General features: G+C 68.8%; 26 protein-coding genes. 16 read left to right on the top strand and 10 right to left on the bottom strand.

Translation table 11 applies throughout. The annotated features are described in order from the left end of the window. Window positions 1–60: 60 nt before the first annotated feature. Window positions 61–1,104, top strand: coding sequence for an AraC family transcriptional regulator (locus ACIBH2_RS06195; protein ID WP_397114032.1), 1,044 nt, complete (start codon window positions 61–63; stop codon window positions 1,102–1,104). Between the two features lie 4 nt (window positions 1,105–1,108). Here ACIBH2_RS06195 and ACIBH2_RS06190 read toward each other — a convergent pair whose 3' ends face one another. Next, window positions 1,109–2,473, bottom strand: coding sequence for an ATP-binding protein (locus tag ACIBH2_RS06190; RefSeq protein WP_397114030.1), 1,365 nt, complete (start codon window positions 2,471–2,473; stop codon window positions 1,109–1,111). After that, on the bottom strand, window positions 2,470–3,135 hold the full coding sequence (locus ACIBH2_RS06185) for a response regulator transcription factor (RefSeq protein ID WP_397114028.1): 666 nt from the start codon (window positions 3,133–3,135) through the stop codon (window positions 2,470–2,472). Before ACIBH2_RS06185 ends, ACIBH2_RS06190 begins: the two co-directional genes overlap by 4 nt. Window positions 3,136–3,210: 75 nt before the next feature. Between ACIBH2_RS06185 and ACIBH2_RS06180 the strand changes: the two genes are divergently transcribed. Then, complete coding sequence (locus tag ACIBH2_RS06180; RefSeq protein ID WP_397114026.1) at window positions 3,211–5,160, top strand: glycoside hydrolase; 1,950 nt, start codon at window positions 3,211–3,213, stop codon at window positions 5,158–5,160. Between the two features lie 332 nt (window positions 5,161–5,492). Then, window positions 5,493–5,873 (top strand): hypothetical protein, encoded by a 381-nt coding sequence (locus ACIBH2_RS06175; protein ID WP_397114024.1) that lies wholly within the window; start codon window positions 5,493–5,495, stop codon window positions 5,871–5,873. Between the two features lie 40 nt (window positions 5,874–5,913). Here ACIBH2_RS06175 and ACIBH2_RS06170 read toward each other — a convergent pair whose 3' ends face one another. From ACIBH2_RS06170 to ACIBH2_RS06155, 4 genes are all read right to left on the bottom strand, one after another. After that, on the bottom strand, window positions 5,914–6,615 hold the full coding sequence (locus ACIBH2_RS06170) for a DNA polymerase beta superfamily protein (protein ID WP_397114022.1): 702 nt from the start codon (window positions 6,613–6,615) through the stop codon (window positions 5,914–5,916). Window positions 6,616–6,707: 92 nt separating this feature from the next. Continuing rightward, complete coding sequence (locus ACIBH2_RS06165) at window positions 6,708–7,520, bottom strand: ParA family protein (protein ID WP_397116838.1); 813 nt, start codon at window positions 7,518–7,520, stop codon at window positions 6,708–6,710. Between the two features lie 130 nt (window positions 7,521–7,650). Then, window positions 7,651–8,904, bottom strand: a complete 1,254-nt coding sequence (gene thrS / locus ACIBH2_RS06160) for a threonine--tRNA ligase (protein ID WP_397114020.1) — start codon at window positions 8,902–8,904, stop codon at window positions 7,651–7,653. A 189-nt stretch (window positions 8,905–9,093) separates the two neighbouring features. Then, the gene (locus ACIBH2_RS06155; RefSeq protein ID WP_397114018.1) at window positions 9,094–9,852 is read right to left on the bottom strand and encodes an NAD(P)H-dependent oxidoreductase; all 759 of its coding nucleotides are present in this window, start codon (window positions 9,850–9,852) and stop codon (window positions 9,094–9,096) included. 208 nt (window positions 9,853–10,060) lie between these two features. Here ACIBH2_RS06155 and ACIBH2_RS06150 point away from each other — a divergent pair, with 208 nt between their 5' ends. After that, window positions 10,061–11,233, top strand: a complete 1,173-nt coding sequence (locus ACIBH2_RS06150; RefSeq protein WP_397114015.1) for an FAD-dependent oxidoreductase — start codon at window positions 10,061–10,063, stop codon at window positions 11,231–11,233. Between the two features lie 264 nt (window positions 11,234–11,497). Here the strand turns inward: ACIBH2_RS06150 and ACIBH2_RS06145 are convergent, their stop codons facing one another. The 3 genes from ACIBH2_RS06145 to ACIBH2_RS06135 form a co-directional block, all read right to left on the bottom strand. Continuing rightward, complete coding sequence (locus ACIBH2_RS06145) at window positions 11,498–11,767, bottom strand: hypothetical protein (RefSeq protein ID WP_397114013.1); 270 nt, start codon at window positions 11,765–11,767, stop codon at window positions 11,498–11,500. A gap of 192 nt (window positions 11,768–11,959) precedes the next feature. Further along, window positions 11,960–12,100, bottom strand: coding sequence for a hypothetical protein (locus tag ACIBH2_RS06140; protein ID WP_397114011.1), 141 nt, complete (start codon window positions 12,098–12,100; stop codon window positions 11,960–11,962). 27 nt (window positions 12,101–12,127) lie between these two features. Next, window positions 12,128–13,024, bottom strand: coding sequence for a cutinase family protein (locus tag ACIBH2_RS06135; RefSeq protein WP_397114009.1), 897 nt, complete (start codon window positions 13,022–13,024; stop codon window positions 12,128–12,130). Window positions 13,025–13,239: 215 nt separating this feature from the next. On the opposite strand from ACIBH2_RS06135, the gene ACIBH2_RS06130 reads away from it, so the two are divergent. From ACIBH2_RS06130 to ACIBH2_RS06120, 3 genes are all read left to right on the top strand, one after another. Beyond that, a complete protein-coding gene (locus ACIBH2_RS06130) occupies window positions 13,240–13,812 on the top strand; it encodes a TetR/AcrR family transcriptional regulator (protein ID WP_397114007.1) in 573 nt (190 codons plus the stop codon). Between the two features lie 107 nt (window positions 13,813–13,919). Further along, a complete protein-coding gene (locus ACIBH2_RS06125) occupies window positions 13,920–15,122 on the top strand; it encodes a Cmx/CmrA family chloramphenicol efflux MFS transporter (protein WP_397114005.1) in 1,203 nt (400 codons plus the stop codon). A 20-nt stretch (window positions 15,123–15,142) separates the two neighbouring features. After that, the gene (locus tag ACIBH2_RS06120; protein WP_397114003.1) at window positions 15,143–15,550 is read left to right on the top strand and encodes a hypothetical protein; all 408 of its coding nucleotides are present in this window, start codon (window positions 15,143–15,145) and stop codon (window positions 15,548–15,550) included. Between the two features lie 47 nt (window positions 15,551–15,597). Here the strand turns inward: ACIBH2_RS06120 and ACIBH2_RS06115 are convergent, their stop codons facing one another. Beyond that, on the bottom strand, window positions 15,598–16,359 hold the full coding sequence (locus ACIBH2_RS06115) for a 3-hydroxyacyl-CoA dehydrogenase (protein WP_397114001.1): 762 nt from the start codon (window positions 16,357–16,359) through the stop codon (window positions 15,598–15,600). Between the two features lie 326 nt (window positions 16,360–16,685). Between ACIBH2_RS06115 and ACIBH2_RS06110 the strand changes: the two genes are divergently transcribed. The 9 genes from ACIBH2_RS06110 (at window position 16,686) to ACIBH2_RS06070 (ending at window position 24,027) form a co-directional block, all read left to right on the top strand. Further along, window positions 16,686–17,399, top strand: coding sequence for a hypothetical protein (locus tag ACIBH2_RS06110; protein WP_397113999.1), 714 nt, complete (start codon window positions 16,686–16,688; stop codon window positions 17,397–17,399). A gap of 13 nt (window positions 17,400–17,412) precedes the next feature. Next, window positions 17,413–18,279, top strand: coding sequence for a MinD/ParA family protein (locus ACIBH2_RS06105; RefSeq protein WP_397113997.1), 867 nt, complete (start codon window positions 17,413–17,415; stop codon window positions 18,277–18,279). Next, complete coding sequence (locus ACIBH2_RS06100; protein ID WP_397113995.1) at window positions 18,276–18,929, top strand: hypothetical protein; 654 nt, start codon at window positions 18,276–18,278, stop codon at window positions 18,927–18,929. The genes ACIBH2_RS06105 and ACIBH2_RS06100 overlap by 4 nt, the downstream gene beginning before the upstream one ends. A gap of 80 nt (window positions 18,930–19,009) precedes the next feature. After that, window positions 19,010–19,300, top strand: a complete 291-nt coding sequence (locus ACIBH2_RS06095) for a hypothetical protein (RefSeq protein WP_397113993.1) — start codon at window positions 19,010–19,012, stop codon at window positions 19,298–19,300. Further along, window positions 19,300–19,569, top strand: a complete 270-nt coding sequence (locus ACIBH2_RS06090; RefSeq protein ID WP_397113991.1) for a hypothetical protein — start codon at window positions 19,300–19,302, stop codon at window positions 19,567–19,569. Before ACIBH2_RS06095 ends, ACIBH2_RS06090 begins: the two co-directional genes overlap by 1 nt. Window positions 19,570–19,588: 19 nt before the next feature. Next, the gene (locus ACIBH2_RS06085) at window positions 19,589–20,203 is read left to right on the top strand and encodes a hypothetical protein (protein WP_397113989.1); all 615 of its coding nucleotides are present in this window, start codon (window positions 19,589–19,591) and stop codon (window positions 20,201–20,203) included. Next, window positions 20,200–21,024, top strand: a complete 825-nt coding sequence (locus ACIBH2_RS06080; RefSeq protein WP_397113987.1) for a hypothetical protein — start codon at window positions 20,200–20,202, stop codon at window positions 21,022–21,024. The genes ACIBH2_RS06085 and ACIBH2_RS06080 overlap by 4 nt, the downstream gene beginning before the upstream one ends. Before the next feature lie 34 nt (window positions 21,025–21,058). Then, window positions 21,059–22,540: a hypothetical protein gene (locus ACIBH2_RS06075; protein WP_397113985.1), complete on the top strand. Its 1,482-nt coding sequence runs from the start codon at window positions 21,059–21,061 to the stop codon at window positions 22,538–22,540. After that, window positions 22,537–24,027, top strand: coding sequence for an SCO6880 family protein (locus tag ACIBH2_RS06070; protein ID WP_397113983.1), 1,491 nt, complete (start codon window positions 22,537–22,539; stop codon window positions 24,025–24,027). Before ACIBH2_RS06075 ends, ACIBH2_RS06070 begins: the two co-directional genes overlap by 4 nt. Window positions 24,028–24,785 lie beyond the last annotated feature (758 nt).

Below are 24,785 nucleotides of genomic sequence, written 5' to 3'. Positions count from 1 at the left end.
TTGATATATTTCGCCAACCCGAGGACTAGCCGATCGAATGTTTGATGAGGGTACGGGTACATGTTCGACTGGGATTCGCTGAGAAGTATCTCCGGCGTGCACATCGTGACGCGGCTGGCCCAGGAGCGCGGCCTGTCGGCGGCCGCCTGTCTGGCCGGGACCGGATTGCCGCCGGAGGCGGCGCTCGATCCGAAGACCGAGATCACCGCGCGTCAGGAACTGACGGTGGTGCGAAATCTGCTCGCCCACTGCGGCGCCGAGCCCGGCCTCGGGGTGGAGGCGGGCAGCCGCTATCACGTATCGCTCTACGGCCCTTGGGGATTGGCGCTGCTCAGCAGTCGCACCCTGCGTGAGGCCGTCGGGGTGGCGCTGCGCTATATCGAATTGACCTGCGCCTTCGGTGAATTGACCTTCGAGGAGTCCGGTGGCGAGGCGCGGCTCGCCTTCGCCGACGATCAGGTTCCCCACGATGCCCGCCCGTTCCTCACCGAACGCACCCTCTCCGGCATTCAGACCCTGGGCCGCGAGCTGTTCGCCACCGGTGTCCCGGTGCACCGGGTCGGCTTCCGGCACCAGCGTCCCGCCGATACCGCTCGCCATCGCGAAATCTTCGGTGTGGAACCCGAATTCGAGGCCGCGGTCAACGAGGTGGCCTTCGACAGCGCCTATCTGGACGTAGCGCTGCCGCAGGCCAACGAATGGGCCCGCAGCACCTGTGAACAGCTGTGCCGCGAGCTGCTGGCCCGCCGCCACGCTCGCACCGGGGTGGCGGGCGCGGTGCGAGATCTGCTGGTGCGCAATCCCGGTGAGATCCCCGATCAGGCGGCGGTCGCGGCCGAGCTGTTCATGAGCCCGCGCACCCTTTCGCGCCGACTCAACGAGGAGAACACCTCGTTCCGGGCCCTGCTCGACGAGGTGCGTCAGATGCTCTCGGAGGAGCTGCTCGACCACACCGATATGACGACCGAACAGGTCGCCGCCCGCCTCGGCTATGCCGAGGCGGCCTCGTTCATCCGCGCGTTCCGCCGCTGGAACGGCTGCCCGCCACAGGAATTCCGCGCCCGCACCGGTCGCGCGGCGACACGCACACCGGAACTGGTGTAGGGATTCAGCTGCGATCGGGGAAGCGCAGCCGAAAGACCGCTCCCCGGCCCGGCGCGGAGTCCACGGTGAGGTCCGCGCCGTGCGCGGCGGCGACCTGGGCGACAATGGCCAGGCCGAGTCCATGACCGGGGGTCGAGCGGGCGGCGGGGGAGCGGTAGAAGCGGTCGAAGACGTGCGGGAGATCCTCGGTAGCGATCCCGGGACCCTGATCGTGCACCGCGAGAACATGATTCGACAGCCGCACACGGACCACCGCGTGGTCCGGGCTGAATTTGGCGGCATTGTCGAGCAGGTTGGTGACCGCTCGCGACAGACGAGCCGGGACGCCGAAGACGGTCGTCGGCTCCAGGTGGGCGTCGAAAACGATGGCTGGCCAATGCCGTCGGGCGATGTCCACGCAGGTCGTGACCACGGTGTCGAGCCGCAGGTCCTCGCCGGGTTCGGGGAGCGCGGTCGGGTCGTCGGCGCGGGCCAGATCGATGAGATCGGTGACCAGCCCGGACATTTCGGCGGCCTGCGCGTGCAGTGCGCGCAGGGTCTCGTCGCGCTGTTCGGGGGTGAGGCGGGCCGCGCGGCCGAGCAGGTCGATATTGGTGCGCAGCGCGGTGAGCGGCGTGCGCAGCTCGTGCGAGGCATCGGCGATCAAACGCCGCTGTGCCGCACGGGAATCGCGCTCGGCGGCGAGGGCGGCATCGAGCTCGGTCAGCATGGTGTTGAAGCTGGCGGCCAGGCGGGCCAGCTCATCGGCGCCGGTGACCTCGATGTGCTGGCCCGGATCGCGAGTGCGCGCCACCTGCTCGGCGGTCCGGGTCAACGTCGTGACCGGGGCGAGCGCACGGCGGGCCAGGAGCGTTCCCGCGACCGCCGCCACGACGATGCCCGCGGCGGCAGCGGTCAGCAGGGCCAGCCCGACCCGGTGCAGGCTGGTGTCGACGGTGTCCGAGCGCTGCGCGATCTGCACCGCGCTGCCGGGTCGCAGCGGCGCGGTGTACATCCGCATCGGATAGCCCTCCACCGTGATATCGGCGAAGTACGGCCGTGCCGAACCCGCTGCCACGGAACGAGTTTCGCCATCCACCGGCAGGGCCTGGTCGGGGTCGTACTCGGATTCGATCCGCCCGTCGGCGGCCACCACCTGCACGCAGCTCGGCGCGGCGAGATACCGGCACGGTCCGGAGATCGTCGCCACCGACGGCTCCGTGTCGAACTGGCGCGCGATCCGGGTGGCCTCGCGCCGCAGACCGCGATCGAGCGAGGCCTCGAGCTCGTGCCCGAGCACCACGTAGGCGGCCGCCGCCATACCGGCCAGGGCCACGGCCATGGCGAGGACGAAGTAGACGGCGGTGCGGGCGCGCAGGCCGAAGCTCATACCGGTCCCAGCCGGTAGCCGATGCCGCGCACGGTGTGAATCAGCGGTGGTTCCTGCGGCGCTTCGAGTTTGCGGCGCAGGTACCGGATATAGACCTCCAGCGAATTCGACGAGGAGTCACGGCCCCAGACGCGTTCGACGAGCGTTTCGCGCGGCAGTGCCTGGCCCGCATTGCGCAGCAGCACCTCCAGCAGGGCGAATTCGGTGCGGCTCAACTCGATTCGCCGCCGACCGCGACGCACGGTGTGCGCGGCGGTATCGACCACCAGGTCCGCGCAGGACAACACCGCGCCGTCGTCCGGGTAGGTCCGTCGCACCAGGGCCCGCACCCGCGCCAGGAGTTCCTCGAGATCGAAGGGTTTGACGAGGTAGTCGTCGGCCCCGGCATCCAGACCGGCGACTCGATCGGCGACGGCGTCGCGGGCGGTGAGCAGCAGGATCGGGGTGCGGTTGCCCCGGGCGCGCAGGGTGCGGCAGGCGGTGAGCCCGTCCATGAACGGCATCAGCACATCCAGGACCACGACCTCCGGCTGCCAACTGGCAACCTCGGTGAGCGCGGCGGCGCCGTCGGCCACGCCCTTGGTCTCGTAGCCTTCGCTGTCCAGTGCGCGCAGCAGGGCGTCGCGCACCGCGGCTTCGTCGTCGACCACCAGAACGCGCATGCCACGGATCATACGGACGACATGACCTGTGACTTCTCATCGAACTCTCATCTGCGCGCAGCACCGTGGGCGGGCATGAGATATCGCAGACCTCGTCGCACCCGGGCCGCCGTGCTCATTGTCGCCTGCCTGGCAGCCGGAACCACCGCCTGCGGGCGCACCGACTCGACGGCGACGCCACACGTGGATGGCAATCGGGTGGTTATCCCTATGGGCGGGGCGTCGGCCGAGGTGGATACCGCCACATTGGCCGTCACCGCCGACGCGGACGGGCAGCAGGTGGAACTGTCCGACGCCGCCGCGGACCTCGGTACGGCCGGACCGGTCCGCATCGAGGGCGAGACCGCGCGCTGGACGTATCCCGAGCGCGCGCTGACCGTTTCGGTGAGCGCCGAGGACGGCCGGTTGCGCGTCACCGTGCACAGTGACCGGGACGGCACTCTCGCCTGGCCGCGCACGGGCGGCGACGCGACGGCGACGGCGCTGGAGATCCCGCGCGGTGAGGGCCTGTCCCTGCCGGTGCGCGATCCCTTCTGGAACGGCTCCGACGCCGGTCTCGTCGACAGCCCGCTCACACTGACCTCCGGGCTGTCCATGCCGTTCTGGGGCTACCGACTCGGCGGGCGCGGCGTCAGCTATGTGGTGCCCACCGATATCGGCACCTCCCTCACCGTGCGGTCCGAGGACGGCAGCCTGCGCGCCGACGCCGACCACGAATTCGACGCCCGCGCCGCGACCCGCGACTACACCGTCACCTTCGCGCTCACCGACGACTCCCCGGTGGCCTCGGCGCGGGACTATCGCGACTGGCTCATCCACCACGGCGAATTCCGCACGCTCCAGGACAAGATCGCGCGGAATCCGGAGATCGAACGACTGCTGGGAGCCTTCCACGCCTACGTGTGGGATGACGGGCGGACACCGGAAGCCATCGCGCGGATGCGGGAACTGGGGTTGAGCCGCATGTGGCTGGGCTACGACGCCGACGACCACCCGATGTCCGCGCAGGCCATCGCCGCCGCGAAAGCCGCCGGATACCTTGCCGGACCCTACGATTCGTGGGCCAACGCGCAGGACCCCGAGACCGCCGACAATCCGTCCTCCCGCTGGCCCGGCGACACCTGGCCCGACGGCTGCGTCCAGACCGCCGACGGCACACCGGAATCCGGTTTCGGAGGGCGCGGGTGTTACCTGAGTTCCGAAGCGCTCCAGCGGAATCCGAGCCTGTACCAGGTCCGGTACCGGCAGATGACCGCCAATGGGGCCAATACCTACTTCCTCGACGTGGACGCCGCGGGCGACTTCTTCGACGACTACAACCCCGGCCACCCGATGAACCAGGCGAAAGACCGCGACAATCGACTCGACCGCATGCGCTGGCTCGCGCAGGACCGGCGGCAGGTACTCGGCTCCGAATCCGCCGGTGCCTGGGCCGCGCCGGTGCTCGCCTTCGACCACGGCTCGCAGACCGTGGTCTCGGACCGGCTGTGGCAGCTCGAACGCGACCGGCAGGTGTGGGGCGGCTACGCGCCCGCTCGCGCGCCGCAGACCTACTTCAAACCCGTCGACCTGCCCGACTACCTGGTGAAGGCCATGTTCGACCCGGCCTACCGCGTGCCGCTCTACGAGACCGTGCTGCACGACTCGCTGGTCAATGTCGATCGCTGGGAACTCTCGTATTACAAACTGCCGCAACAGCAGTCGATGCGGGCGCTGACCGCCGTGCTCGACAACACACCGCTCAACTTCGTCCTCGACGCCGCCACCCTCGCGGCCCACGGTGACGAGATCGCGCGGCTGCAACAGTATTTCGCGCCCTTGCACCAGGCGGCGGGGACGCGGGCGATGACCGACTTCCGGTGGCTCACCGACGATCGGCTGGTACAGCGCACCGTCTTCGGCGACGACACGCTGACGGTCACCGCGAATTTCGGTACCGAGGACTACGACGGGCTGCCCGGCGGCTGCGTGGACGCGCGGCTCGCTGGCGACAACGCGCCGCGGCGATTGTGTATGACGCCGTGACGGCGAATCCGCGGCACGCCACCCCCTCGATGGCAGGTCTAAACCGTCCGGTCGGTAAGGTTGTCGTGGCACGTCCGAGCGGACGACGCTAACCTCGAGATCGGGACAATTACGGCGCTCGACCCGTGGTGAGCTGTCGCCCACGTCACTCACTGGCGCGTGACTCGTGTTCGAAAGGCATAGGAAAACAACAGTTTTGGAGTTCGACCGGTATGAATTCGCGTCCCGCACCAGCAGCACGACCCCACCCGCGGCCCGATGTGCCGGACCGGCCCGGCGGTGCCCTCGCCAGGCATGAGGGATCGATATGGTGGGACGCGAAGTGCGTACTGGTGACCCGCCCGATCGCCCCCGATCGCATCGCCACCACCCCGCATCTGGTGGTACCGGCCGACTACGGACGGTTCGCGTTCCTGCTCTCCTCCTACGGCGAGGAGGCCCAGCAGTTGGCCTACGACGGCCGGGTGGTGCTCCAGATCGGGGACTGGCGGGGTCGACCCGCCCTGGGCTCGCGCCAGCAGTACGGTACGGCGCGCATCATCGCCGACCGCCACCTGGCCGAGCGGGTGCAACTCGATATGCGCGGTAAGTACGGGGCGCGAACGAAATTGGCGCGGATGGCCCACCGGTTCGCCCACGGCGCGGTGCCCTACGGCGACCTGGTCGCACTGGTGGAGATCCATCCGCACCGGCCGCTCATGATCGCGCGCTGACGGGATGCGCCCGGCCGCCTCCCGGGGGCGGCCGGGCCGGTCACGGCCGATCGTCGAGATGCGCGCGGCGCACGCGCTGGAGGAAGTCCTCGAGCGGCGCCTCGTCGGCGCGCTTGGGCAGCGCCGTGGTCGCGGTATCGAATTTCCGCTCGTACTCCGCGATCAACGCCTTGGCCGCGGTCTCGCCGGATTCGCTCATCATCTGACGGCCGAACTCGAAATACGGCTCCGGATCCGGCAATCGGACCGGCAACACACCCGTGGTGTAGAGCTCGTAGCCCTGGTACAGCAGGCGCTTGAGATGGCGCGCGTGCTTGGCCAGACGCGGATCCTGCCAGCCCTGCGTATCCCGGCGGTGCAGCATGCGGCGGAACTGCGCCATGGCGTACCCGAAGTAGGCGTGCCGCACCCGCTCGGCGGCGAGGAAGTGCGAGCGCAGGCTCACCAGTTCCACACCGAAATCGGTTGTGACGGTGTAGTTCTCGAGCCACAGGATCTCGGTGACCGTGGGATTGCAGGACAGCACCAGGCCCATGGCCTTGCCGACCTCGTGGTAGGTGGCGTCCGCGCCGTCGCGGCCGTGTCGGGTGCCACGATCGCGCGTCGGCGGATGCAGGCCGAGGAAGGTGCGGGTGGGCTCCACGTACACGCCGAGATAGTCGGTATCGCTGTCGGGCGTGTCGAGGCCGTAGGCGTGCGAGCCGACGACGCCCTCCAACAGCAGATCGTTTCGCGTGCCCATCGCCTGTCCTTCCCCCCGGCTGGCCCGTCGGAATCCGGACCCGCACGGCAGGCCAACGGTCGCAGGGTGTGGGCGATCGCCGCAACGCATTTTCACCGGGATTGGGCGAGGACCTCGCGTGCCAGTGCCCGATACTGCTCCGCGCCAGCGGATTTCGGCGCCCAGGTGGTGATGGGCTCACCGGCGATGGTGGCGTCGGGGAAGCGGACCGTGCGCGAGATCACCGTCTCGTAGACGCGGTCGCCGAAGACCTCGCCGACGCGCGCCATGACCTGGCGGGCGTGCAGCAGGCGCGCGTCGAACATGGTGACCACGATGCCGGACAGCTCGAGCCGGGGGTTGAGCCGCTCGCGCACCTTCTCCATGGTGTCGGTGAGCAGGGCGAGCCCGCGCAGCGAGAAGAATTCGCACTCCATCGGAATGATGACGCCGTCGGCGCAGGCGAGCGCGTTGACGGTGAGCAGGCTCAGCGAGGGCTGGCAGTCGATGAGGATGTAGTCGTAGCGCTCGCGCACCGGATCCAGCACCCGCCGCAGCGACTGCTCCCGGCCCACCTCGTTGACCAGTTGAATCTCCGCGGCGGACAGGTCGATATTGCTCGGCAGCAGATCCATATTGTCGACAGTGGTCTTGATCAGCACCTCGTCGATATGCGGCGCGGACTTCCCGAGTAGGTCGTAGACCGTGAGCGTGAGGTCGTTGGGTGGCACGCCCAGGCCCGCCGAGAGCGCGCCCTGCGGATCGAGATCGACCAGCAGCACGCGCTGTCCGCACTCCGCGAGCGCCGCACCCAGATTGATGGTCGAGGTGGTCTTACCCACCCCGCCCTTCTGATTGCACAGCGCGATGGTTCGTGCTTCGCCATGAGGTAGCTCGGAAACTGCCGACTGCTCGGACACACTCACTGCACTCACGATCCGTTGACGCTCCTGCTCGCTTCTCTCCGTGACTGGCCTTCATTGCACGATAGGTCACCGGACCGCAGAAAGTTTGCCGACATGTCGCTAGATTGGTCACGGATCTTCGGTGTTCGTATCAGTCGGTCCACAGGCGAGGGTCGAATCGCCGCACCAGGTCACGAATGCGGGCCACCGCGCGCTCGGCAGGTTGAACGGGCAACCGTCGTCCGTCCCGCAGCCGCACCGCCACATCGCCTTTCGCCATTTCGGCGGGACCGAGCACGAATTGGTAGGGTGCCAGCCGGTTTTCGCGCACCCGGGCCCCGAGGCTCCCGGCGTCGGCATGGCGCACCTCGGCGCGCAGGCCCGCGGCGAGACAGCGGTCGCGCAGTGCGCTCGCCGCGGCCTCCTCCCGCGCCGAAATCGGCAGCACCGCCACCTGGAGCGGAGCCAGCCACGCCGGGAACGCCCCGCCCTGTTCCTCGATCATCTGGGCGACCGCGCGTTCGACGCTGCCGATAATGCTGCGGTGCACCATGACCGGCCGATGCTTCGCGCCGTCGGGGCCGATGTAGTGCAGGTCGAAGCGTTCGGGTTGATGGAAATCGACCTGCACGGTGGACAGGGTCGATTCGCGTCCCGCGTGATCGGTGACCTGCACGTCGATCTTCGGTCCGTAGAACGCGGCCTCACCCGCGACCGCCTCGTACCCGACCCCCGAGCGATCCAACACCTCACTCAGTATCTTGGTGGCCTGCCGCCACATCTCCGGTGCCGCAACGTATTTCCCACCCGGTCCCGGCAGTGACAGTCGATAGCGCGGAGCGGCGATCCCCATCGCCCGATACGCCGAACCGATCGCGGCCAGTGCGCCCGCGGCCTCGTCGGCCACCTGGTCCAGGGTGCAGAAGATGTGCGCGTCATTGAGCTGAATGCACCGCACCCGGGTCAAACCGCCCAATACTCCGGACAATTCGGACCGATACATGGCACCCAGCTCGGCCATTCGCAGCGGCAGTTCGCGATAGCTGTGCGACCGTGACCGAAACATCACCGCGTGGTGCGGGCACAGGCTCGGCCGCAGCACCACCTGCTCGCCGCCGATATCCATGGGCGGGTACATGTCCTCGTCGTAATGCGCCCAGTGCCCGGAGATTTCGTACAGCTCCCGCTTCCCCAGGACGGGCGAGTACACATGCCGGTAGCCCGCTCGTCGCTCCTGGGTCCAAGTGTATTCCTCGAGACCGTGCCGCACGATCGCCCCGTCGGGCAGCCAGTACGGCAATCCCGCACCGATGAGCGGGTCGGTGTCGAACAATCCGAGCTCACGGCCCAGCTTCCGGTGATCGAACATGGTGGTCTCCTCCTCTGGTGACGGACGGATGACCACGCGAAAAAGCCCCGGGCATCCGCCCGGGGCTTGGTGTCGAACAGGGTTCAGCGCGCCGGGACGTCGTCCGGCGTCGTGGTGAACTGAGCGCGCTGCACGAACACAGGGTACATCCGGTGCCGCTGTCGGCGGAGCGGCGGGGGAGTACGCGGTGTGGTTCCGCGGCGAGAGCCGTTGCGGCTCAGCCGGTTACGGTCGTACGTGTATCCCGAACCCGGTCGCGCCCGCCGCTTCCAGCCCCGGTTCGAGCCGCAAGGTGCGATCGTAGTCGCCGGAGTCCTGGGGTCGGTAGCGGATCGGCTCGGTCTTGGGCAGCTCGGTCAGGCGTTGGCGCAGTGCGTCCGCGATCTCGTCGAAGCGCTCCGTGTCGACGCGCAGCGTGCCGTGTACGACGAACGGCGGGAGCACATCCATACCCGGGTAGTACAGAATGCCGTGCTGGATGGGGAAGAGCAGGTCGTCGACCGGGCCGTTGATACCGCGATCGGAGTACGAGGGTTCGCGGCCCCCGATGGACACGACCAGCATGGCGCGACGGCCAGCCAAGCGCCCCGCGCCGTACCGCGGAATGGCGTCGCCGCCCGCGCCGTAGGCGAATCCGCAGGTGAACACCCGATCCACCCACCCCTTCAGAATGGCGGGCATGCTGTACCACCACAGCGGAAAGTGCAGCAGCACCACATCGGCCCACAGCAGTTTCTCCTGCTCGGCCCGAATATCCGCACTCAACGTGCCATTCCGATAAGCCTCCCCCGAGGCCAACATGAAGTTGCCCTCCTCCACCTCCCCGAAATCCCCGGTATCAGCCGCCGCCTTCCACCCCATCGCATACAGATCCGACACCCGAACCTCATGCCCCTCCCCCCGCAACTGCGCCACCGCGACGTCCTTCAACGCCCCGGTCAGTGAATCCGGCTTCGGATGCGCGTACACAACCAGTACTTTCATTCGAGCTGTAGTCACCTCCTGCGCAACACCCCCACCCGCGACCCGAATTCCGCCGACCGCTTCACCCTGGACAACCCCGGTTGGCGGTCCTTCTCGCCCGGCTCGGCTAGCGGGTCGCGAAAGTCCGTGGGTAGGAGGCTGTTGCGTGCATGCGTCCCGCAAGGTGTGCGCAAGGGTGGTGCAATTCGGGGTCGGCAGCGTTGTGGACATGACTTTTTCAGTGACGATCGTTGGTGCCGGGTTGGGTGGGCTCACCTTGGCTCGGGTGTTGCATGTGCATGGGATCGAGGCGGTGGTGTACGAGGCGGAGCCGTCGCCGACGGCTCGGACGCAGGGCGGGATGCTCGATATTCACGATTACAACGGGCAGGTCGCGGTGGCGGCGGCGGGGTTGATGGACGAGTTTCGGGGGCTGGTGCTCGAGGGGCGGCAGGCGATGCGGATTCTCGATACGACGGGGCGTGTGCTGCTGGAGAAGGGCGATGACGGGACCGGTGGGCGTCCCGAGGTGTTGCGGGGGGAGTTGCGGCAGTTGTTGCTCGACTCGTTGCCCGAGGGGACCGTTCGGTGGGGGCACAAGGTCAGCGGGGTGCGCGCTCTCGGTGGGGGTCGCCACGAGGTGCGGTTCGCCGACGGTGGTTCCGTGATCACCGATCTGTTGGTGGGTGCGGACGGCGCGTGGTCTCGGGTTCGGTCGTTGTTGTCCAGCGCCACACCGGAATACACGGGCGAATCGTGTATCGAGGGGTATCTGTTCGACGCCGACACCCGTCATCCGCAGACCGCGAAGACCGTCGGTGGGGGTTCGCTGATGGTGCCCGCACCCGGCAACGAGATCTTCGCCCACCGGGAGAAGGGCGATACGCTGCACTCCTATATCGTGCTCACGAGGCCGCTGGAGTGGTTCGCCGCCATCGATTTCAACGATTCGGGCGCGGCCGCCGCGCGCATCGCCCGCGAATTCGACGGCTGGGCACCGGAACTCACCGCGCTGATCACCGCGTGCGACAGCGCGCTGGTCTGCCGTCCGCAGTACGCGCTGCCGATCGGACACCGTTGGGATCGAGCGCCGGGTGTGACCCTGCTCGGTGACGCCGCCCATCTCGCACCCCCGAACGGCGAGGGCGCCAACCTCGCCATGCTCGACGGCGCCGAATTGGGCGAGGCCCTCGCCGCGCACCCCGGCGATATCGAGGCCGCCCTCGCCGCCTACGAACACGAGATGTTCGCGCGCAGCCGAGCGGTCGCCACCGAAATGGCGGAGTTCTTCACCCACCACTTCGACGGCACCGCCGAAAGCCTGGCCGCCGCCTTCACCGAACCCGACCACATCCCAGGGGTGCAGGCCAGCATCGCGGCCACGACAGCCGAGCCCAGCTGACACGAGACGAGGTGGGCACAAGGCCCACCTCGCGATGGAAGGGATCATGCGTACTCGAAGAGGACCCTGACAGGTGAGCGGGGGACGCCCGCGATGCCACGTCGGTGGCCGTGCGTTCGGCAGCCACTTACCGGCGCTGTCCGTGGAACGCCATGTGCGGGTATGTCTTACAACCCCCGCCACCATAGGTCTGATCGATCCGAATGGTGGCATCACCTCGCTCTCACCGAGAAGCGCGCTCTCGCGCGCGGCGTGTGCTCGGCCTCAACGTCCGGGCGGCGCGCGTTGGGTGGGCGGCACGGGGCGCGGCGGCCGTCCCCGCAGTCGCGGCGGCTCGACTGTTCGTGTGACTGTGCCGCCGCCAGCGGGCCGCGGGGCGTGTGCTCGGCCGCGATGCGGGTGCGTCGACCGCGCCTCGGCCTCACACAAGATGTCGTCGACCTCCGCGAACAACGTCTCGAGGTCGGGGTCCAGCGTGAGCAGCCGGTCGTCGAGCCACACGAGTTCCTGTGGCCGGGTATCGATCGTGGTCATCACCACCTCCGAAGAAGCGCTGGACCGCGGGGTCGGCGTCGATCATTCGACTCAGCTGATCTACGTCAGCTGACATAGTTTTGATATAGCACACTGAAGCGTCGGTCGCAACCCCTGATTTCCGCCTTTCCCTCGCGTCGATCCGGCGCCTATCCGGTTGTCGCACAGCGGGTTCGAATACCGCCGCGCAAGCTAGGTCGGCGCGCGGACAACGGTGGCGGAGTGGACCGGGACGCCGCCGTGTGCGGTCGGCGCGGTAATGGTGAGGATGGCGGTGGCGGTGAGGATGGAGGTGGTCACGAGGACGGGGATCGTCCAGGGGCGCAGGAGCATCGGGTCCGCCTTCCGGGCTGGACGGGGTCAGCGGGCCGCTTCCGTGAGCCAGCGGCGTAGCCAGTCCATTGTGGTGACGCCCGCATCATCCACTACATAGTGCGGGTAGGACTGGTGTACGGCGGATTCGAAGAATTCTCGGAAGCGCGCCTCGTTGTTGGGATCGCTCAGATGCAGCTGCAGCGTCGGCCAGCCGCCGGAGATCATGAGATCGTCCAGGATGGACTGGAATTCGGATTGGTAGCGGCCCATGTGCGCCGGGTCCGGTGCGGAGATCTGCGCGAAGAACCCGGCTATGCGGGTGGCGAAATCCGTTGTGGTGGTGGAGCAGTAGAGGTCGCCGACCGCGCAGAAGGTGCGCACGCGCGGGCTCAGCCAGCCGAACCCGGTGGGCCGGGGCCCGCCCGCACCGGCCCCCGGCACCGGCGGACCCACCAGCGGGTCGAGGGGCGAGCGGCGCGGATCGGCGATCAGACCGACGGCGGCCACCCGGTCGGCGGGCACCACGCCGAGCCCGGTGCCGATCTCGGCGGCCAGATCGCCGACCGCGTCCGCGCCCTGGCTGTAGCCGAGCAGCGCGAAACGCGTTGTGCCGCACTGCTGCGCCATGGATGAGACCAGTCCGCGCGCCCGCGTGAACGCCTCCATCTTGGACCGCCCGTACACCTCGCCCTCCCACGGCAGCGCGGTCGCCGGATAGTTCACGTAGTCGCTGCGCACATTGCTCGGCAGCCCGTCGGTCACCATGGACAACATGCCCTGGCGCGGATCGTCGAGGGAGGTCTCCCAGGTGCCGGGCGCGGCCACCACGTACAGGTCCGGACACCACGCCGGATCGGCCTGCGCGGGCGCGGCGCCGCACAGCACCCCCGCCGAAATCGCCACTGCCGCAGTGAGAACACCACCGTGCATTCGAACAGACATGACCCACACTCCCCGTATCACGCGATCTTGCGGCGGCGGGCGACGGTGCGAGCACGTTCACATCCGCGGGACCGGTCGGAATCACATCGCCCTGCCGGGCCGAAGGTAGCCGGATGACGCACCGCGTGACACACAGTTGAAAGGTCTTGGCCGTAAAGGCCAATCACCCGCACCCATTCTGGACTGATCTATCCAAAACGTGTTAGCGTGTGCCCATGGCCCGACCGAAGCAGTTCGACGAGGAGAAAGCCCTGGATGCCGCCATGCGCGCCTTCTGGCGCGCGGGCTACGACGGCACCTCCACCGAAGCCCTGTGTGAGGCCACGGGATTGGGCCGCAGCAGTATCTACAACACCTTCAGCAGCAAACACGACCTGTTCCAGCGCGCCCTGCGGCGATACATGGCGGACAAGAACTCCGACACCTTCGCCGTCCTCGACGGACCGGGCTCGGCGAAGGACAAGATTCGCGCGCTGCTGTGGCGCATCGTCGACGCGCCGGACGACGATCCCCTGGGCTGCCTGGTGGTGAACGCGACCGTCGAACTCGGCACCCGTGACGGCGAGGTGGCCCGGCTGCTGCGCACCGACCAGGACCGCCGTCGCGCCGCTCTCGTCACGGCCATCACCGCGGGGCAGCGCGCCGGAGATCTCGACACTCGCCGCGATCCCACCGATCTGGCGAACTTCGTGATCGCCACCATCGGCGGTATGCGCGTCGCGGCGCGTGGCGGTGCCACGCGCGACACTCTCGAGGCCATCGCGACCGTCGCCCTCGACTGCCTCTGACCGCCTGACGCCCAGCGCGCGTTGGGTTTTCGTCGCATCTGCCCATGCCCCAGTTTTGAACCGACCAATCCAAAACTATCCGATCCACCTGATGAAGGGACCGTTCGATGCCAGTGGCCGTCTACATCCTGGGCCTGTCCATATTCGCCCAGGGCACCTCCGAACTCATGCTGGCGGGCCTGCTCACCGAAATGGCAGGCGATCTGGGCGTTTCCGTGCCCCAGACCGGACTGCTCATCTCCGCGTTCGCCCTCGGCATGCTCGTCGGCGCGCCGATTCTCGCCATCGTCACCCTGCGCTGGCCCCGCCGCACCGCCCTGCTGGCCTTCCTCGCGGTCTTCGCCGCCGCCCACGTCGTCGGCGCGCTCACCTCGGACTACTGGGTGCTCTTCGCGACTCGCTTCGTCGCGGCCTTCGTCTACGCCGGATTCTGGTCGGTCGCCGCCGCCACCGCGGTCGGCCTGGTCGCCGAGAACGCCCGCGGCCGCGCCATGAGCGTGGTCGCGGGCGGCCTCACCGTCGCCACCATCATCGGTCTGCCCGCGGGCACCGTCATCGGCCAGCACCTGGGCTGGCGCGCCGCGTTCTGGACCGTCGCGCTGCTGTCGCTGCTGGCCATGGTCGGCGTCCTCGCCAAGGTCCCGGAGGGCCGCCCCACCGGCACCCCGCGCGTCCGAAACGAAGTGCGCGCCTTGGCCACCGCGCCGGTATGGCTGCTGTTCGGCACCACCACGCTGGCCACCGCCGCGCTGCTCGTCTCCTTCAGCTACCTCGGCGCCCTGCTCACCGACACCACGCGGCTGGCCGAGGCCGGTGTCCCCCTCGTCCTGGGCATCTACGGTCTCGGCGCACTGCTGGGAATCATGCTGGGCGGCAGGGTCGCCGACGCGCATCCGCTGCGCACCGTCACCGTCGGCATCACCGGCCTGACCGTCACCTCGGCGCTGCTGGCCCTCACCGCCGAACACCTCGTCCCGGTGGTGGCGCTGGTATTCCTGTTGGGCGCGTTCGGCTTCGGCACCAACCCGGTCCTCAACAGCCGCGTCTTCACCCTCGCCCCACAGGCTTCCACGCTCGGCGCGGCGGGCAATGTGGCCGCGTTCAATGTCGGCATCACCGCGGGTCCGTGGCTGGGTGGTCTGGCCATCGGCGCGGGCTGGGGCTACTCGTCGGTCGCCTGGATCGGCGCCGCCCTGGGCATCACCGCCCTCGCGGTGGTCGCCTGGTCGCACACCGTGACCCGACCCGCCGTGGCATCCCCTGAGATTCGCGGCTCCGAGCGTGTCGCGGAGCCCGCACGCCTATCGTGAAAGCACCGAAAGGGGATGCCATGAGCGGCGCGGAGAAGATTCTCGTGGTCGGCGGCGTGTTGACCCTGGTCTACGGTTTCCTACTGGGCTTTCCCATGACCGCGCTGCGCATGCGCGAGGGCAATCCACCCACGCCGCGATACCTCACGGTGGCCCATGTCGGCGCGGTCATGCAGGGCGTGATTCTGCTCGGCCTGGTCTGGGCGGTTCGTATGTCGGAGCTATCCGGCGCGTGGGAGGCCGCCGCGGCGTGGCTGCTGGTCCTGTCCGGAGTCCTGATCGCGGCCAAGGACACGCTCAATTGGCTGCTGGGTGTGAACGACGAGTTCGCCGAGAAGGCGCGCACCGGACCGCTCGGCCTGCTCGGTGTGCTCACCATGACACCCGCGCTCGCCATCCTCACCGTGGGAGTGCTGGCAGCGCTGTAGCATTCGGCGCTGGCCGAGGAATCGCCCTCGGCCAGCGCCGTTCTCGGCTAGCGGGGAGCCATGCGGATCGCGCCGTCGAGGCGGATCGTCTCACCGTTCAGCATCGGGTTCTCCACGATGTGGCGAACCAGGGCGGCGTACTCCTTGGGGTCGCCCAGGCGCGAGGGGTGCGGCACCTGCGCCTCCAGCGAGGCGATGGCCTCGTCGGAGAGCGTGGAGAACAGCGGCGTGCGGAACAGACCCGGCGCAATGGTGTTCACGCGAATCTTGTAACCCGACAGGTCGCGCGCGATCGGCAGGGTCATGCCGACGATGCCGCCCTTGGACGCCGAGTAGGCGGCCTGCCCGATCTGGCCGTCGAAGGCCGCGACCGACGCGGTGTTGACGATGACGCCGCGCTCGCCGTCGGCCTCCTCGGTGGCGGCCATCCGCTCGGCGGCCAGCCGGATCACATTGAAGGATCCGATCAGGTTGACAGTGACGACCTTGGTGAAGGCGTCGAGCGGGAACGCGCCCTTCTTGCTCACCGTGCGCACGGCATTGCCGATACCCGCGCAGTTCACCGCGATTCGCAGGGTGCCGAGTCCGGCGGCGGCATCCAGGGCGGCGGTCACATCCGCTTCGCTGGTCACGTCGCCGGGCGAGAACACCACGCGCTCACCGAGTTCCTCGGCCACTGCCTTGCCGTCGGACGACGGAAGATCGATGATCACGACCGAAGCGCCCGCGCCGTGGAGTTCACGTACGGTGGCCAGGCCGAGTCCGGAAGCGCCGCCGGTAACCACCGCGACGATATCTGCTGTCTTCACACAACCTCCTGTTACTAGGTCTTGTTAATGTAGATTCTCACCTCCTGAACTGGAAGAGCGGCCCCCCGCACCGGCTTTCACCCCGGTGGTTACTGGCGAGTACGCCGCTCGAGGGTGAAGCATGGTACCGGTCGGTCCGAGAGATTCGTTGAATTTCTGAGGGTGATTTCCGGCGCGTCGGCCGGTGCGATTCCCGCTCATGCGAGAGAATTTCCAATCGGGACCGTGTCCGGTTGCGGTGGGGTCCTGCTGTCCAGCACCACGCCCGCTTCACCGACCGCCGAGAGGGTTCGACGATGACGCACGACGCGCCACGCTCTCCGGAAATGTTGAAGTCGTACAAAAAGGTGTCCCGCTGGTACCCCGCGCTCGAACCCGAGCACGGCGACGCCGCCCCCGACGAGGCGCAGGCCGTCGCCGCCTTCGACGACGAGGACCGCGCCGCCGGATTCCCGTACTACATTCGCGACGAGGACGTCGAAGTCGTTCCGCCCGTCGAGGAATCGGTCTTCCGTCGCAGCCAGTTCTCCGGCCGCTGGTCGGACTGGGTGACCGACCGCGCCCCGGAACTGCGCCCCCGTGAGCGCCCCGCCGAGCTGTTGACCTTCCCGCTCGACGCGGATGCCGACGACGAGCCGACGGACCGAGACGACGAATCCGGCCCGCGCAAGCCCAAGTTCGGTAAGCGTGGGTCCAAAGCCGCCGCGGCCGAACGTGACTCCGAGGCCGAGGCGACCGCACCCGCGCCGCGCCCCGCGAAGCGCCCCGGTCGCCGTGAAAGCTCGCGCGGCGCAGAGACTTTCGCCACATCCGACCCCCTGGATGACGCCGAGCGCGCGGCCGAGGCCGCCGCCGCGTCGGCCAAGTTCCGCCGCCGTCGCCTGGTCGCCCTCGCCGCCGTGCTGATTGCCGTCTTGTTGCTGGCTCTGGCGGGCGGCGTTGCCCTGTATGTGCTCCATTCCCATGGCGGCACAGCGCAATCCATGGGCACCATGGTTGTCGACGCACGCACCACCACTGCGGGAATCCCGGCGGGATAAGAGGAGCACGGATATGGACCAGGACTGGAGCCGCTGGCTCGACGAGGCCCCCGAGGAGGGAGAGCCGTCGGGTCGGCCCGCGCGTGCTCCGGTAGTTCGCTTCCGCAAGCGACGCGACGATTCCGACGAAGGACCCATCCCGCGCCCGATTCTCGTGGTCGGCGGCTGTGGCGGGGCCGGAACCACCACCACCGCACTGGGAATCGCGGGAGAGCTGGGCGCGGTCGGCACCCAGACCGTGGCCGTCGACGCCACCTCGGCGGGCAGCGATATCGCCCTGCGCGGCGCCGACGAGCACCTGAGCCCGATCAGCCTGCAATCGTGGCTCTACGGCCGCGGCGACGACGAACCCGCCCCGCTGAAGGAATGCCTGTCCCGCGCCACCTCCGGCATCGGGCTGCTGTGGCGCGACGCCGCCCCGCTGCGCCGCCGCGCCACCTACCTCACGGTGGCCCGCGGCATCCACGACTCCGGCTACACCGGCGTCTACGACGGCGGCAATCCCATCGCCAGCCGCCATCTGCGCCCGCTGCTCGAAGACGCCGATATCGCTCTGGTCCTTGCCATTCCGGCCCGCGCCGACGCCGCGAACCGGCTGCGCATCACCCTGGAGTGGCTCGACGACAATTTCGGCGGCCAGGGCGAGGGGCAGGGCGCGGGCATCGTCGGCGACACCGTGGTGGCCATCTCACATCAGCTGCCCGGCAACGACTCTCGGATCGCTGAACATTTGCGGGAGCATCTGAGCGGTTGGGTTCGCGATATCCGCGAAATCCCCTACGATCCGCACCTCGCCCGGGGAGAATTGGTGCGGCACAGCAACCTCGCCCCGGAGACACGCCGGGCTTATCGCCGCCTGCTTGCTGGAGTGGCATCATGACCGCAGCCATGAAGGAACGCCGATCCGAACCCGCCATGGCGGCCGGTGTCGTCCCGCCGCCCGAAGCCCTGCGCGCACCCATCTGGGATCGCCCCGTCCCGGGCGCGGGCCGCGCCCCACTCGTCTGGCTACTGGGCGTGCACGGCGGGGCGGGCGCGACCACCCTCGCGCATGTGCTTGCGCCAGCGGCTGATTCGCACCGGCGCTGGCCCGGCGGCTTCGACCGGGAATCCCCGTTCGTGGTGCTGGTCGCCCGTGAGACCATCCCGGGTCTGACCCGCGCCCACGACCTGCTCCGTCAGCACCACGCCGATCTCGCCGGTCCCACCGAGGTTTTGGGGCTGGTGACCGTCGCCGCGCGCCCCGGCCGGATTCCGGCCGAGATCCGCCGCTACCGCGATGTGGTCGGCTCGCTCGCCGGACAGGTGTGGCAGGTGCCCTGGCACGAGGAGTGGACGCTGGTCGAGCCCGATCAGCTTCCGGTGTGGTCGCCCGGCGACCCACTGCCACAGCAGCGCAAGCGGAAATCCGATCCGCTGCACGAAGTTCCCTCCGATGTCCGCGAGCTCGGTGCGGGCATTGTCGCGGCCGTCCGGGAGGCGCTTGCCGACCCGGAGCCGTCGCACGACACGTCGGATTACGAAGGCTGAGCCGACATGCCGTGCCCGAATTGCCTGAGGATCGGCGAAATAGTAAGTAGCAGTGGGATTTTGGAGTTAGGACAGAGCAGATGAGCATGCTTCTCGCCGTACACGACGCGTACGGTGCCGTTCTCGCGCAGGTCGGGAATCCGACCCCCGAGGCGCCGCCCGCGTCGGACAAGCTGTTGAAACTGGTGCGCTACTTCACTTGGTTCGTGTTGTTGTCCGGAATCCTCGGAATCACCTACGCGGGTGGCAGGTTCGCGTGGGAGAAGTGGACAGGAGGCGGTTTGGAATCCCCGAAGATGGTCGCCGGTGCCATGATCGGCGGTATCATCGCTACCAGCGCGGGCACGATCATGAACGCTGCGATCGGCTGATGTCCGCGTCCGCGATGGTTACCGTGCTGGCCTACAAGCAGATGCCCGCCGACGTGATCAGGCCGATCATGCAGTTGATCGACTGGTTGCTCTGGTGCGTCCTGCTGTTCTGCATGGCCTGGATGATTCTGGCCGCGGGCAAGCTGTGGTACGCCTTCCGCGACGATATGGCCGCCAACGAGGCGACGCACGGGGTGGTGATGAGTCTGCTGGGCGCCATTATGGCCAGCTCCGCCAGCGGCATCGCCCTCGCGCTGCTGCCGACCTAGGCGCGCAACGGATTCCACTATGAACCCCACCGGCACCCCCACCCGCCTGCGGCGCTCCGCCGCCGGTGTACTCGGCGCGGCCGTACTGGCCACCGCCGCGTGCGACGGCGACGTGGCCGAGTATCCCGCGCCCACCGGGGTGCGCTGGCAGGTGTACCAGGGGGTGGCGCTGCCGGTCACCGACCAGGGGCCGCGCAGCGATACCGACGGCGCCGCAACGGGATTCGAACGCTCACCGGCCGGTGCCGCGGTCGCGGCCATCACCCACTCGGTGCGGCTGCTGGTGGCCGCCGACACCCAGTGGCAGACCGTGCTCGACCGCGAGGCCTTACCTGGGGCCGCGCGCGACGGCTGGGCGGTCTCCCGCATGCAACTGACCATCACCGAGCCCAGCAAACCGGAGTACACCCCCAGACTGCTCGGCTACCGCATCACCGGCTACTCCGAGGACAGATCCACCGTCGATGTGTACATCGAGAACGCCGACAGCTCCCGCGCGGTGAAACACACCACCGTGGAATGGTTCCGTGACGACTGGCGGCTGCGGCTGCCCGATCCGGACTCGACCGTCCCCGCGGTCGAGGCGATCGATGAATTACCCACCGGCATAGTGACTTTGGAGGCACCGAAATGAGCGACAAGGAGTCGCCCGAGCGGGAACGCGTCTCCTTCGGCGCGATCGCCTCGGCAGCTCTGCTGGCGCTCATCCTGGTGGTGGGCGTGGTCATGTGGATCAATCGCGACGAATCCGGTGCGAACGCGAACGGCGCTGCGGCCCAGACGACTTCGGGTGATCCGAATGCCACCGGCTTCGCCGAGCCCGATACCGATATCTTCGGCCGCCGGGTGGACGTGCCCAACAACACGGCCGGACAACCACTTCCGCAGCAGTCCTCCGCGCAGCGCAAGCCCAGCGACCAGGACTGGCTGACGGCCGCGCCGGAGGGCACCACCGAGCCGCACGGCTGGCAGCGGGTGTACGGGGCGTCGGTGCCGTTCTCCACCTCCGACGGCCCCACCCGTATCGAAAACGGTCTGGCGGTGGGGTATTCGCATACCCCGCAGGGTGCGGCGCTGGCGGCCGCGCAGATCACCTACCGGCTCAATGCCCGCCCCGCCGACCGGGAACTGTATGTGCGTCAGGTGCGGGTGTCGGCGCAGCAGGTCGCCGCCTACGACCAGGCGCTGGCGGACTCCCGGCTGCCCAAGCAGCAGCCGGAGAAGGTGACCAAGTACCTGGTGGCGCCGGATGCGTTTCAGGTCGAGAACTACGCCGACGATATGGCGATCGTGCGGCTCGCCGCGCGCGGACCCGTGATCGAGGGCAGACAGTTGTGGGCGGCGGTGCGGTTGATCATGGTCTGGGACGCCGGGGACTGGAGACTCAAGCCCGCGACGTCCAAGTCCTCGCAGACCGAGTACGTGGATTCGCTTGCGGGGTGGACGAAATGGTGAATGACCGGGCAACAGATCAGGAGAGGCGGATCATATGCTGAGGCGCATCCTCACGATCTTCGCGGTCGTGTTCACCGTCATGCTCGCCACCCCGACGGTCGCTTACGCCCAGTACGGTTTCGACGAGGCCTGCAACGAACTGCACGACTCCCTCGACGGTCTCGGCATTCCCGGTATCAGCCTGGGTGACGCCGCCTCGGCAGCGTGCAAGGCGGGCAATGTCGCGACCCATCCCGGTGACGCCGCCGCGGCGGTCCGGGACAAGGCGTGGGACTCCACCTTCGGCAAGGTGGTCGACTCGCTCATGAACGGCCTGGGCGAGGCGTTGATACTCGCGTTGACGTTCTGGATGAAGGTGCCCAATGAACGGGTCAGTGACTCGGGGGCGCTATTCACCAAGATCAACGACTACACGTATCAGGCGCAGATATTGCTCTTGATGGTGTCGGTCATCATCTCCGGTGCGAGATTGGCCGAGGCCAGACGCGGCGCGGCCATGAGCGAGGCCGCGGAATCCTTCCGCATGTTCGCGCGCGTGATCTTCAGCTCCTGGATGCTGGGGGCGGTGATCGTCGCGGGCACCCAGGCCTCGGACAAATTCTCCGAGTGGGTGATCAACGACGCCACCGACGGCAATGCCAAGAACCTGGCGGAACTGATGGTGAAAACCGCCAAGCTCCAGGCGTTCTCACCGGGCCTGGTGTTGATCATCGCGATAGTCGGGCTCCTCGGCGCGCTCGCGCAGATCGTGCTCGCCATCGTGCGACAAGGTCTGCTGATAGTCGCGGCGGGTGTGCTGCCACTGGCGGCCGCGGCGTCCGGGACGAACACCGGAAAACAGTCCTATCCCCGGCTCATAGCCTGGATCATCGCCTTCATGCTCTACAAACCCGTGGCGGCGATCGTCTACATGATCGCCTTCAGCACGGCCGGGCATGTGGACGAATTGACCTCCACGGCAGGGCTTCCCGATGCCGATCAGGCCCAGCGCATGCTGGTCGCCATCGTGCTGCTGTGCAGCGCGGCCTTCGTGCTGCCGGTGCTCATGCGCCTGGTCACCCCGGCGGTGGCCATCGTCGGTAGCGGTGGTTCGGGTCTGACCGCCACCACCGGCACCCTGGTCGGCGTGGCGGCGCTCGGCGCGGTCGGCACCCGAGCCGTCGCCGTGAAGAACACGGCCGCACCGGGTACCGCCGGATACGTGGGCAACGGGCGCGGTGGGCGACCGCCGCGCGGCACCGGCGGCGGTGGGCCGGGCGGCGGAGGCGGCGGTGGGGGCGGACCCCGCCCGACACCGCCACCGCGCGGACCCGCCGCGGCCGGAAGTCCCTCCGGCGGTGGACAACCCAGCGGCGGCGCGGTGCCGTCCGGGGCCTCGCGCGTGGCGGGCCGGGTCGCCTCGGTGCGGTCGGCGACCGCGGGGGCCAGCCGGGCCGAGAACGCCATGGGTGACATGGCCGGTGATCGCTGGACCAACCGTTCACCCGATCTGGGCAGGAGCACGATTCCGCGATGACGATGACCGACACCTACGAGCGTCGCGCCTACGGACTGTGGCAGAAGCCCCGCAGCGCCGGTCTTTTCGGCCTGCGCTGGGGCGAGACCGTCCTGGGCTTCGTCGTCGTCATCACGTCGCTGCTGACCGCGTTGGTCGCCGGGCCCAAACCGGCGTTCGTCGTGGCCGGATTCGGTCTGGTCGTGATGGTTCCACTGGTGTGGCGGACGGGGGGCCGCTCCGGCTACGAGAACGGATTGATGATGTTCCATTGGTTGCGAGGCCGCAGCAAGGGTGAGCACGTGTACCGCGGCGGGCGGTTCTCCCGGATTCCGGGCGGCGTCACCCGACTGCCGGGGCTGATGGCGCCGTCGCGGCTCTACGAGGGCATCGACGCGGGCGGCTACAGCTTCGGCATGATCCACCTACCCCAATTCGGGCAGTACACCGTGGTCTTGCGCGCCTGGCCGCAGGGGCACGAGGCGGTGGACCAACCGGTCATCGACCGCTGGGTGTCGGCGTGGGGCACCTTCCTGGCCTCGCTCGGGCAGACCTCCGACATCGTGGCGGTGGTGCCGGTCATCGACACCGTGCCCGAGACCGGAAACCGTTTGCTCACCGAGGTTTCCGCCATCACCCGGCCCGAAGCGCCGGATCTGGCGCAGCAGGTGATGTACGAGCTGGCGACCGAGCTGCCGCAGGAACGCGTGCAGTTGCTGCCGCGCGTGGCCATCACCTTCAAGGCCACCACCGCCGAGCGTCGCAAGAACCCGGCCGAGGAGGCGGTGGAGATCGGCCGCCGCCTGCCCGGTATCTGCGCGGCGCTGGCGGAGGCCGGGGTGCGCGCCCAGCCCATGTCGGCCGACGAGATCATCTCGTTCATTCGCCGCAGCTACGACCCGGCCTCGCAGGCCGATCTGGAAGTGGCGGCGGGGGAGCCGGGCGGGCACGGTCTGGATTGGGCCGATGCCGGGCCGGTCTCGCACGAGGAGCGGTGGGACCACTTCATTCACGACGGCGGCCGCTCGGTCACCTGGGAGATGGACACCGCCCCCGAGGGCGCGGTCGACGAACGGGTGCTGCAGCGGCTGCTCGCGCCCAATCCCGAGGTGCCGCGCAAGCGCATCACCATCGTGTACCGCCCGCACTCCGCGGGCGATGCCGCGCAGATCGTGGACGACGACTACAAGAACGCCCTCGTCGCCCAGCAGAGCGAACGCGGTGTGGTGTCGGCGGCGGCGACCCTGCGTGTGGGCGCGACCCAGCAGGCCCGCGAGGAACAGGCGCGCGGCCACGGCGTCACCCGCTTCGGCGCGCTGGTCACCATCACCGAACCGCTGCGCGGCGACCTGCCCCGCATCGAAGCCATCACCCGCGACCTGTCCACGCAGGCGCGCCTGAAGATCCGACGCTGCTACCGCTACCAGGCGGCCGCCTTCGCGGCCTCGCTGGGCTGCGGCGTCATCCTCCCCGAACACGCCACCATTCCGAAAGCACTCGCGGGGTGAGTTGATATGGCACGTGACCTCGAACCACCCGTGCGCGAACGGGATACGACCGCGCCCACCCGGCGCGGCCCCCGCCGCGACGTCCCCGGCGACCCCGCCGAGACGCCGCGCGACCCCGCGATCCCGGAGCCGGAGCGCCCCGCCGCCCCCCGCCTCCGCGACCACGAGCGCCCCCGCCGAGGCACGCTGCCCGACCGCCGCCTCCTCCGCCGCGACCCACCCGCGGACCCGGAAGAGCTGGCAGCCCAACGCGAACGAGAAGCCGCCGCGGCCGACACCGCGACCCAGCAAGGCACCGCCGACAAGGCGCAGCGCCGCGGCCGCATGACCCCGCCGGAACTGGAAGCCTCCGAAAGCGGCAGTGGCACAGCCGCTTACCACCGCGAGGTGGATGGCGAACGCACATCCCGCCGCGCACCAGCCGTGGATCCCGCCCAGCGCGAGCGCGATCTCGCGCCGGAGAACGCGGCCGCGAAGGCGCAACGCCGAGGCCGCATGGCACCGCCGGAGTTCGAAGCGGAGAACGGGAGCGTCGCAGCCTCCAACGGTCGCGAGGCGGATGCCGATCAGCCACTGCGGCGCGCGTCGGCCGCAGACCCGGCGGGGGTGGCGGCTGAGCGCGATCTCGCGACCGGTGTGGCGTCGGAAGGCGCTGAGGTCGCGGGTACGAAGGCGCAACGTCGGGGGCGTCTGACGCCGCCGGAGTTGGAGGCGGCGGGGACGGCGAGTGGGGCGGCGTCCACGAAGCAGCGGGGGGC

Source organism: Nocardia sp. NPDC050406 (genome assembly GCF_044459025.1).
Lineage (GTDB): Bacteria > Actinomycetota > Actinomycetes > Mycobacteriales > Mycobacteriaceae > Nocardia.
Note: the sequence above shows the minus strand (reverse complement) of the source record. Positions and strands in the feature narration are given on the sequence as shown.

Excerpts from the sequence above, each read along its gene's own strand:
- ACIBH2_RS06195 (WP_397114032.1), top strand. The coding sequence starts at position 61 with ATGTTCGACTGGGATTCGCTGAGAAGTATCTCCGGCGTGCACATCGTG.
- ACIBH2_RS06190 (WP_397114030.1), bottom strand. The coding sequence starts at position 2,473 with ATGAGCTTCGGCCTGCGCGCCCGCACCGCCGTCTACTTCGTCCTCGCC.
- ACIBH2_RS06185 (WP_397114028.1), bottom strand. The coding sequence starts at position 3,135 with ATGCGCGTTCTGGTGGTCGACGACGAAGCCGCGGTGCGCGACGCCCTG.
- ACIBH2_RS06180 (WP_397114026.1), top strand. The coding sequence starts at position 3,211 with ATGAGATATCGCAGACCTCGTCGCACCCGGGCCGCCGTGCTCATTGTC.
- ACIBH2_RS06170 (WP_397114022.1), bottom strand. The coding sequence starts at position 6,615 with ATGGGCACGCGAAACGATCTGCTGTTGGAGGGCGTCGTCGGCTCGCAC.
- ACIBH2_RS06155 (WP_397114018.1), bottom strand. The coding sequence starts at position 9,852 with ATGAAAGTACTGGTTGTGTACGCGCATCCGAAGCCGGATTCACTGACC.
- ACIBH2_RS06150 (WP_397114015.1), top strand. The coding sequence starts at position 10,061 with ATGACTTTTTCAGTGACGATCGTTGGTGCCGGGTTGGGTGGGCTCACC.
- ACIBH2_RS06145 (WP_397114013.1), bottom strand. The coding sequence starts at position 11,767 with ATGACCACGATCGATACCCGGCCACAGGAACTCGTGTGGCTCGACGAC.
- ACIBH2_RS06140 (WP_397114011.1), bottom strand. The coding sequence starts at position 12,100 with ATGCTCCTGCGCCCCTGGACGATCCCCGTCCTCGTGACCACCTCCATC.
- ACIBH2_RS06135 (WP_397114009.1), bottom strand. The coding sequence starts at position 13,024 with ATGTCTGTTCGAATGCACGGTGGTGTTCTCACTGCGGCAGTGGCGATT.
- ACIBH2_RS06130 (WP_397114007.1), top strand. The coding sequence starts at position 13,240 with ATGGCCCGACCGAAGCAGTTCGACGAGGAGAAAGCCCTGGATGCCGCC.
- ACIBH2_RS06125 (WP_397114005.1), top strand. The coding sequence starts at position 13,920 with ATGCCAGTGGCCGTCTACATCCTGGGCCTGTCCATATTCGCCCAGGGC.
- ACIBH2_RS06120 (WP_397114003.1), top strand. The coding sequence starts at position 15,143 with ATGAGCGGCGCGGAGAAGATTCTCGTGGTCGGCGGCGTGTTGACCCTG.
- ACIBH2_RS06110 (WP_397113999.1), top strand. The coding sequence starts at position 16,686 with ATGTTGAAGTCGTACAAAAAGGTGTCCCGCTGGTACCCCGCGCTCGAA.
- ACIBH2_RS06105 (WP_397113997.1), top strand. The coding sequence starts at position 17,413 with ATGGACCAGGACTGGAGCCGCTGGCTCGACGAGGCCCCCGAGGAGGGA.
- ACIBH2_RS06100 (WP_397113995.1), top strand. The coding sequence starts at position 18,276 with ATGACCGCAGCCATGAAGGAACGCCGATCCGAACCCGCCATGGCGGCC.
- ACIBH2_RS06095 (WP_397113993.1), top strand. The coding sequence starts at position 19,010 with ATGAGCATGCTTCTCGCCGTACACGACGCGTACGGTGCCGTTCTCGCG.
- ACIBH2_RS06090 (WP_397113991.1), top strand. The coding sequence starts at position 19,300 with ATGTCCGCGTCCGCGATGGTTACCGTGCTGGCCTACAAGCAGATGCCC.
- ACIBH2_RS06085 (WP_397113989.1), top strand. The coding sequence starts at position 19,589 with ATGAACCCCACCGGCACCCCCACCCGCCTGCGGCGCTCCGCCGCCGGT.
- ACIBH2_RS06080 (WP_397113987.1), top strand. The coding sequence starts at position 20,200 with ATGAGCGACAAGGAGTCGCCCGAGCGGGAACGCGTCTCCTTCGGCGCG.
- ACIBH2_RS06075 (WP_397113985.1), top strand. The coding sequence starts at position 21,059 with ATGCTGAGGCGCATCCTCACGATCTTCGCGGTCGTGTTCACCGTCATG.
- ACIBH2_RS06070 (WP_397113983.1), top strand. The coding sequence starts at position 22,537 with ATGACGATGACCGACACCTACGAGCGTCGCGCCTACGGACTGTGGCAG.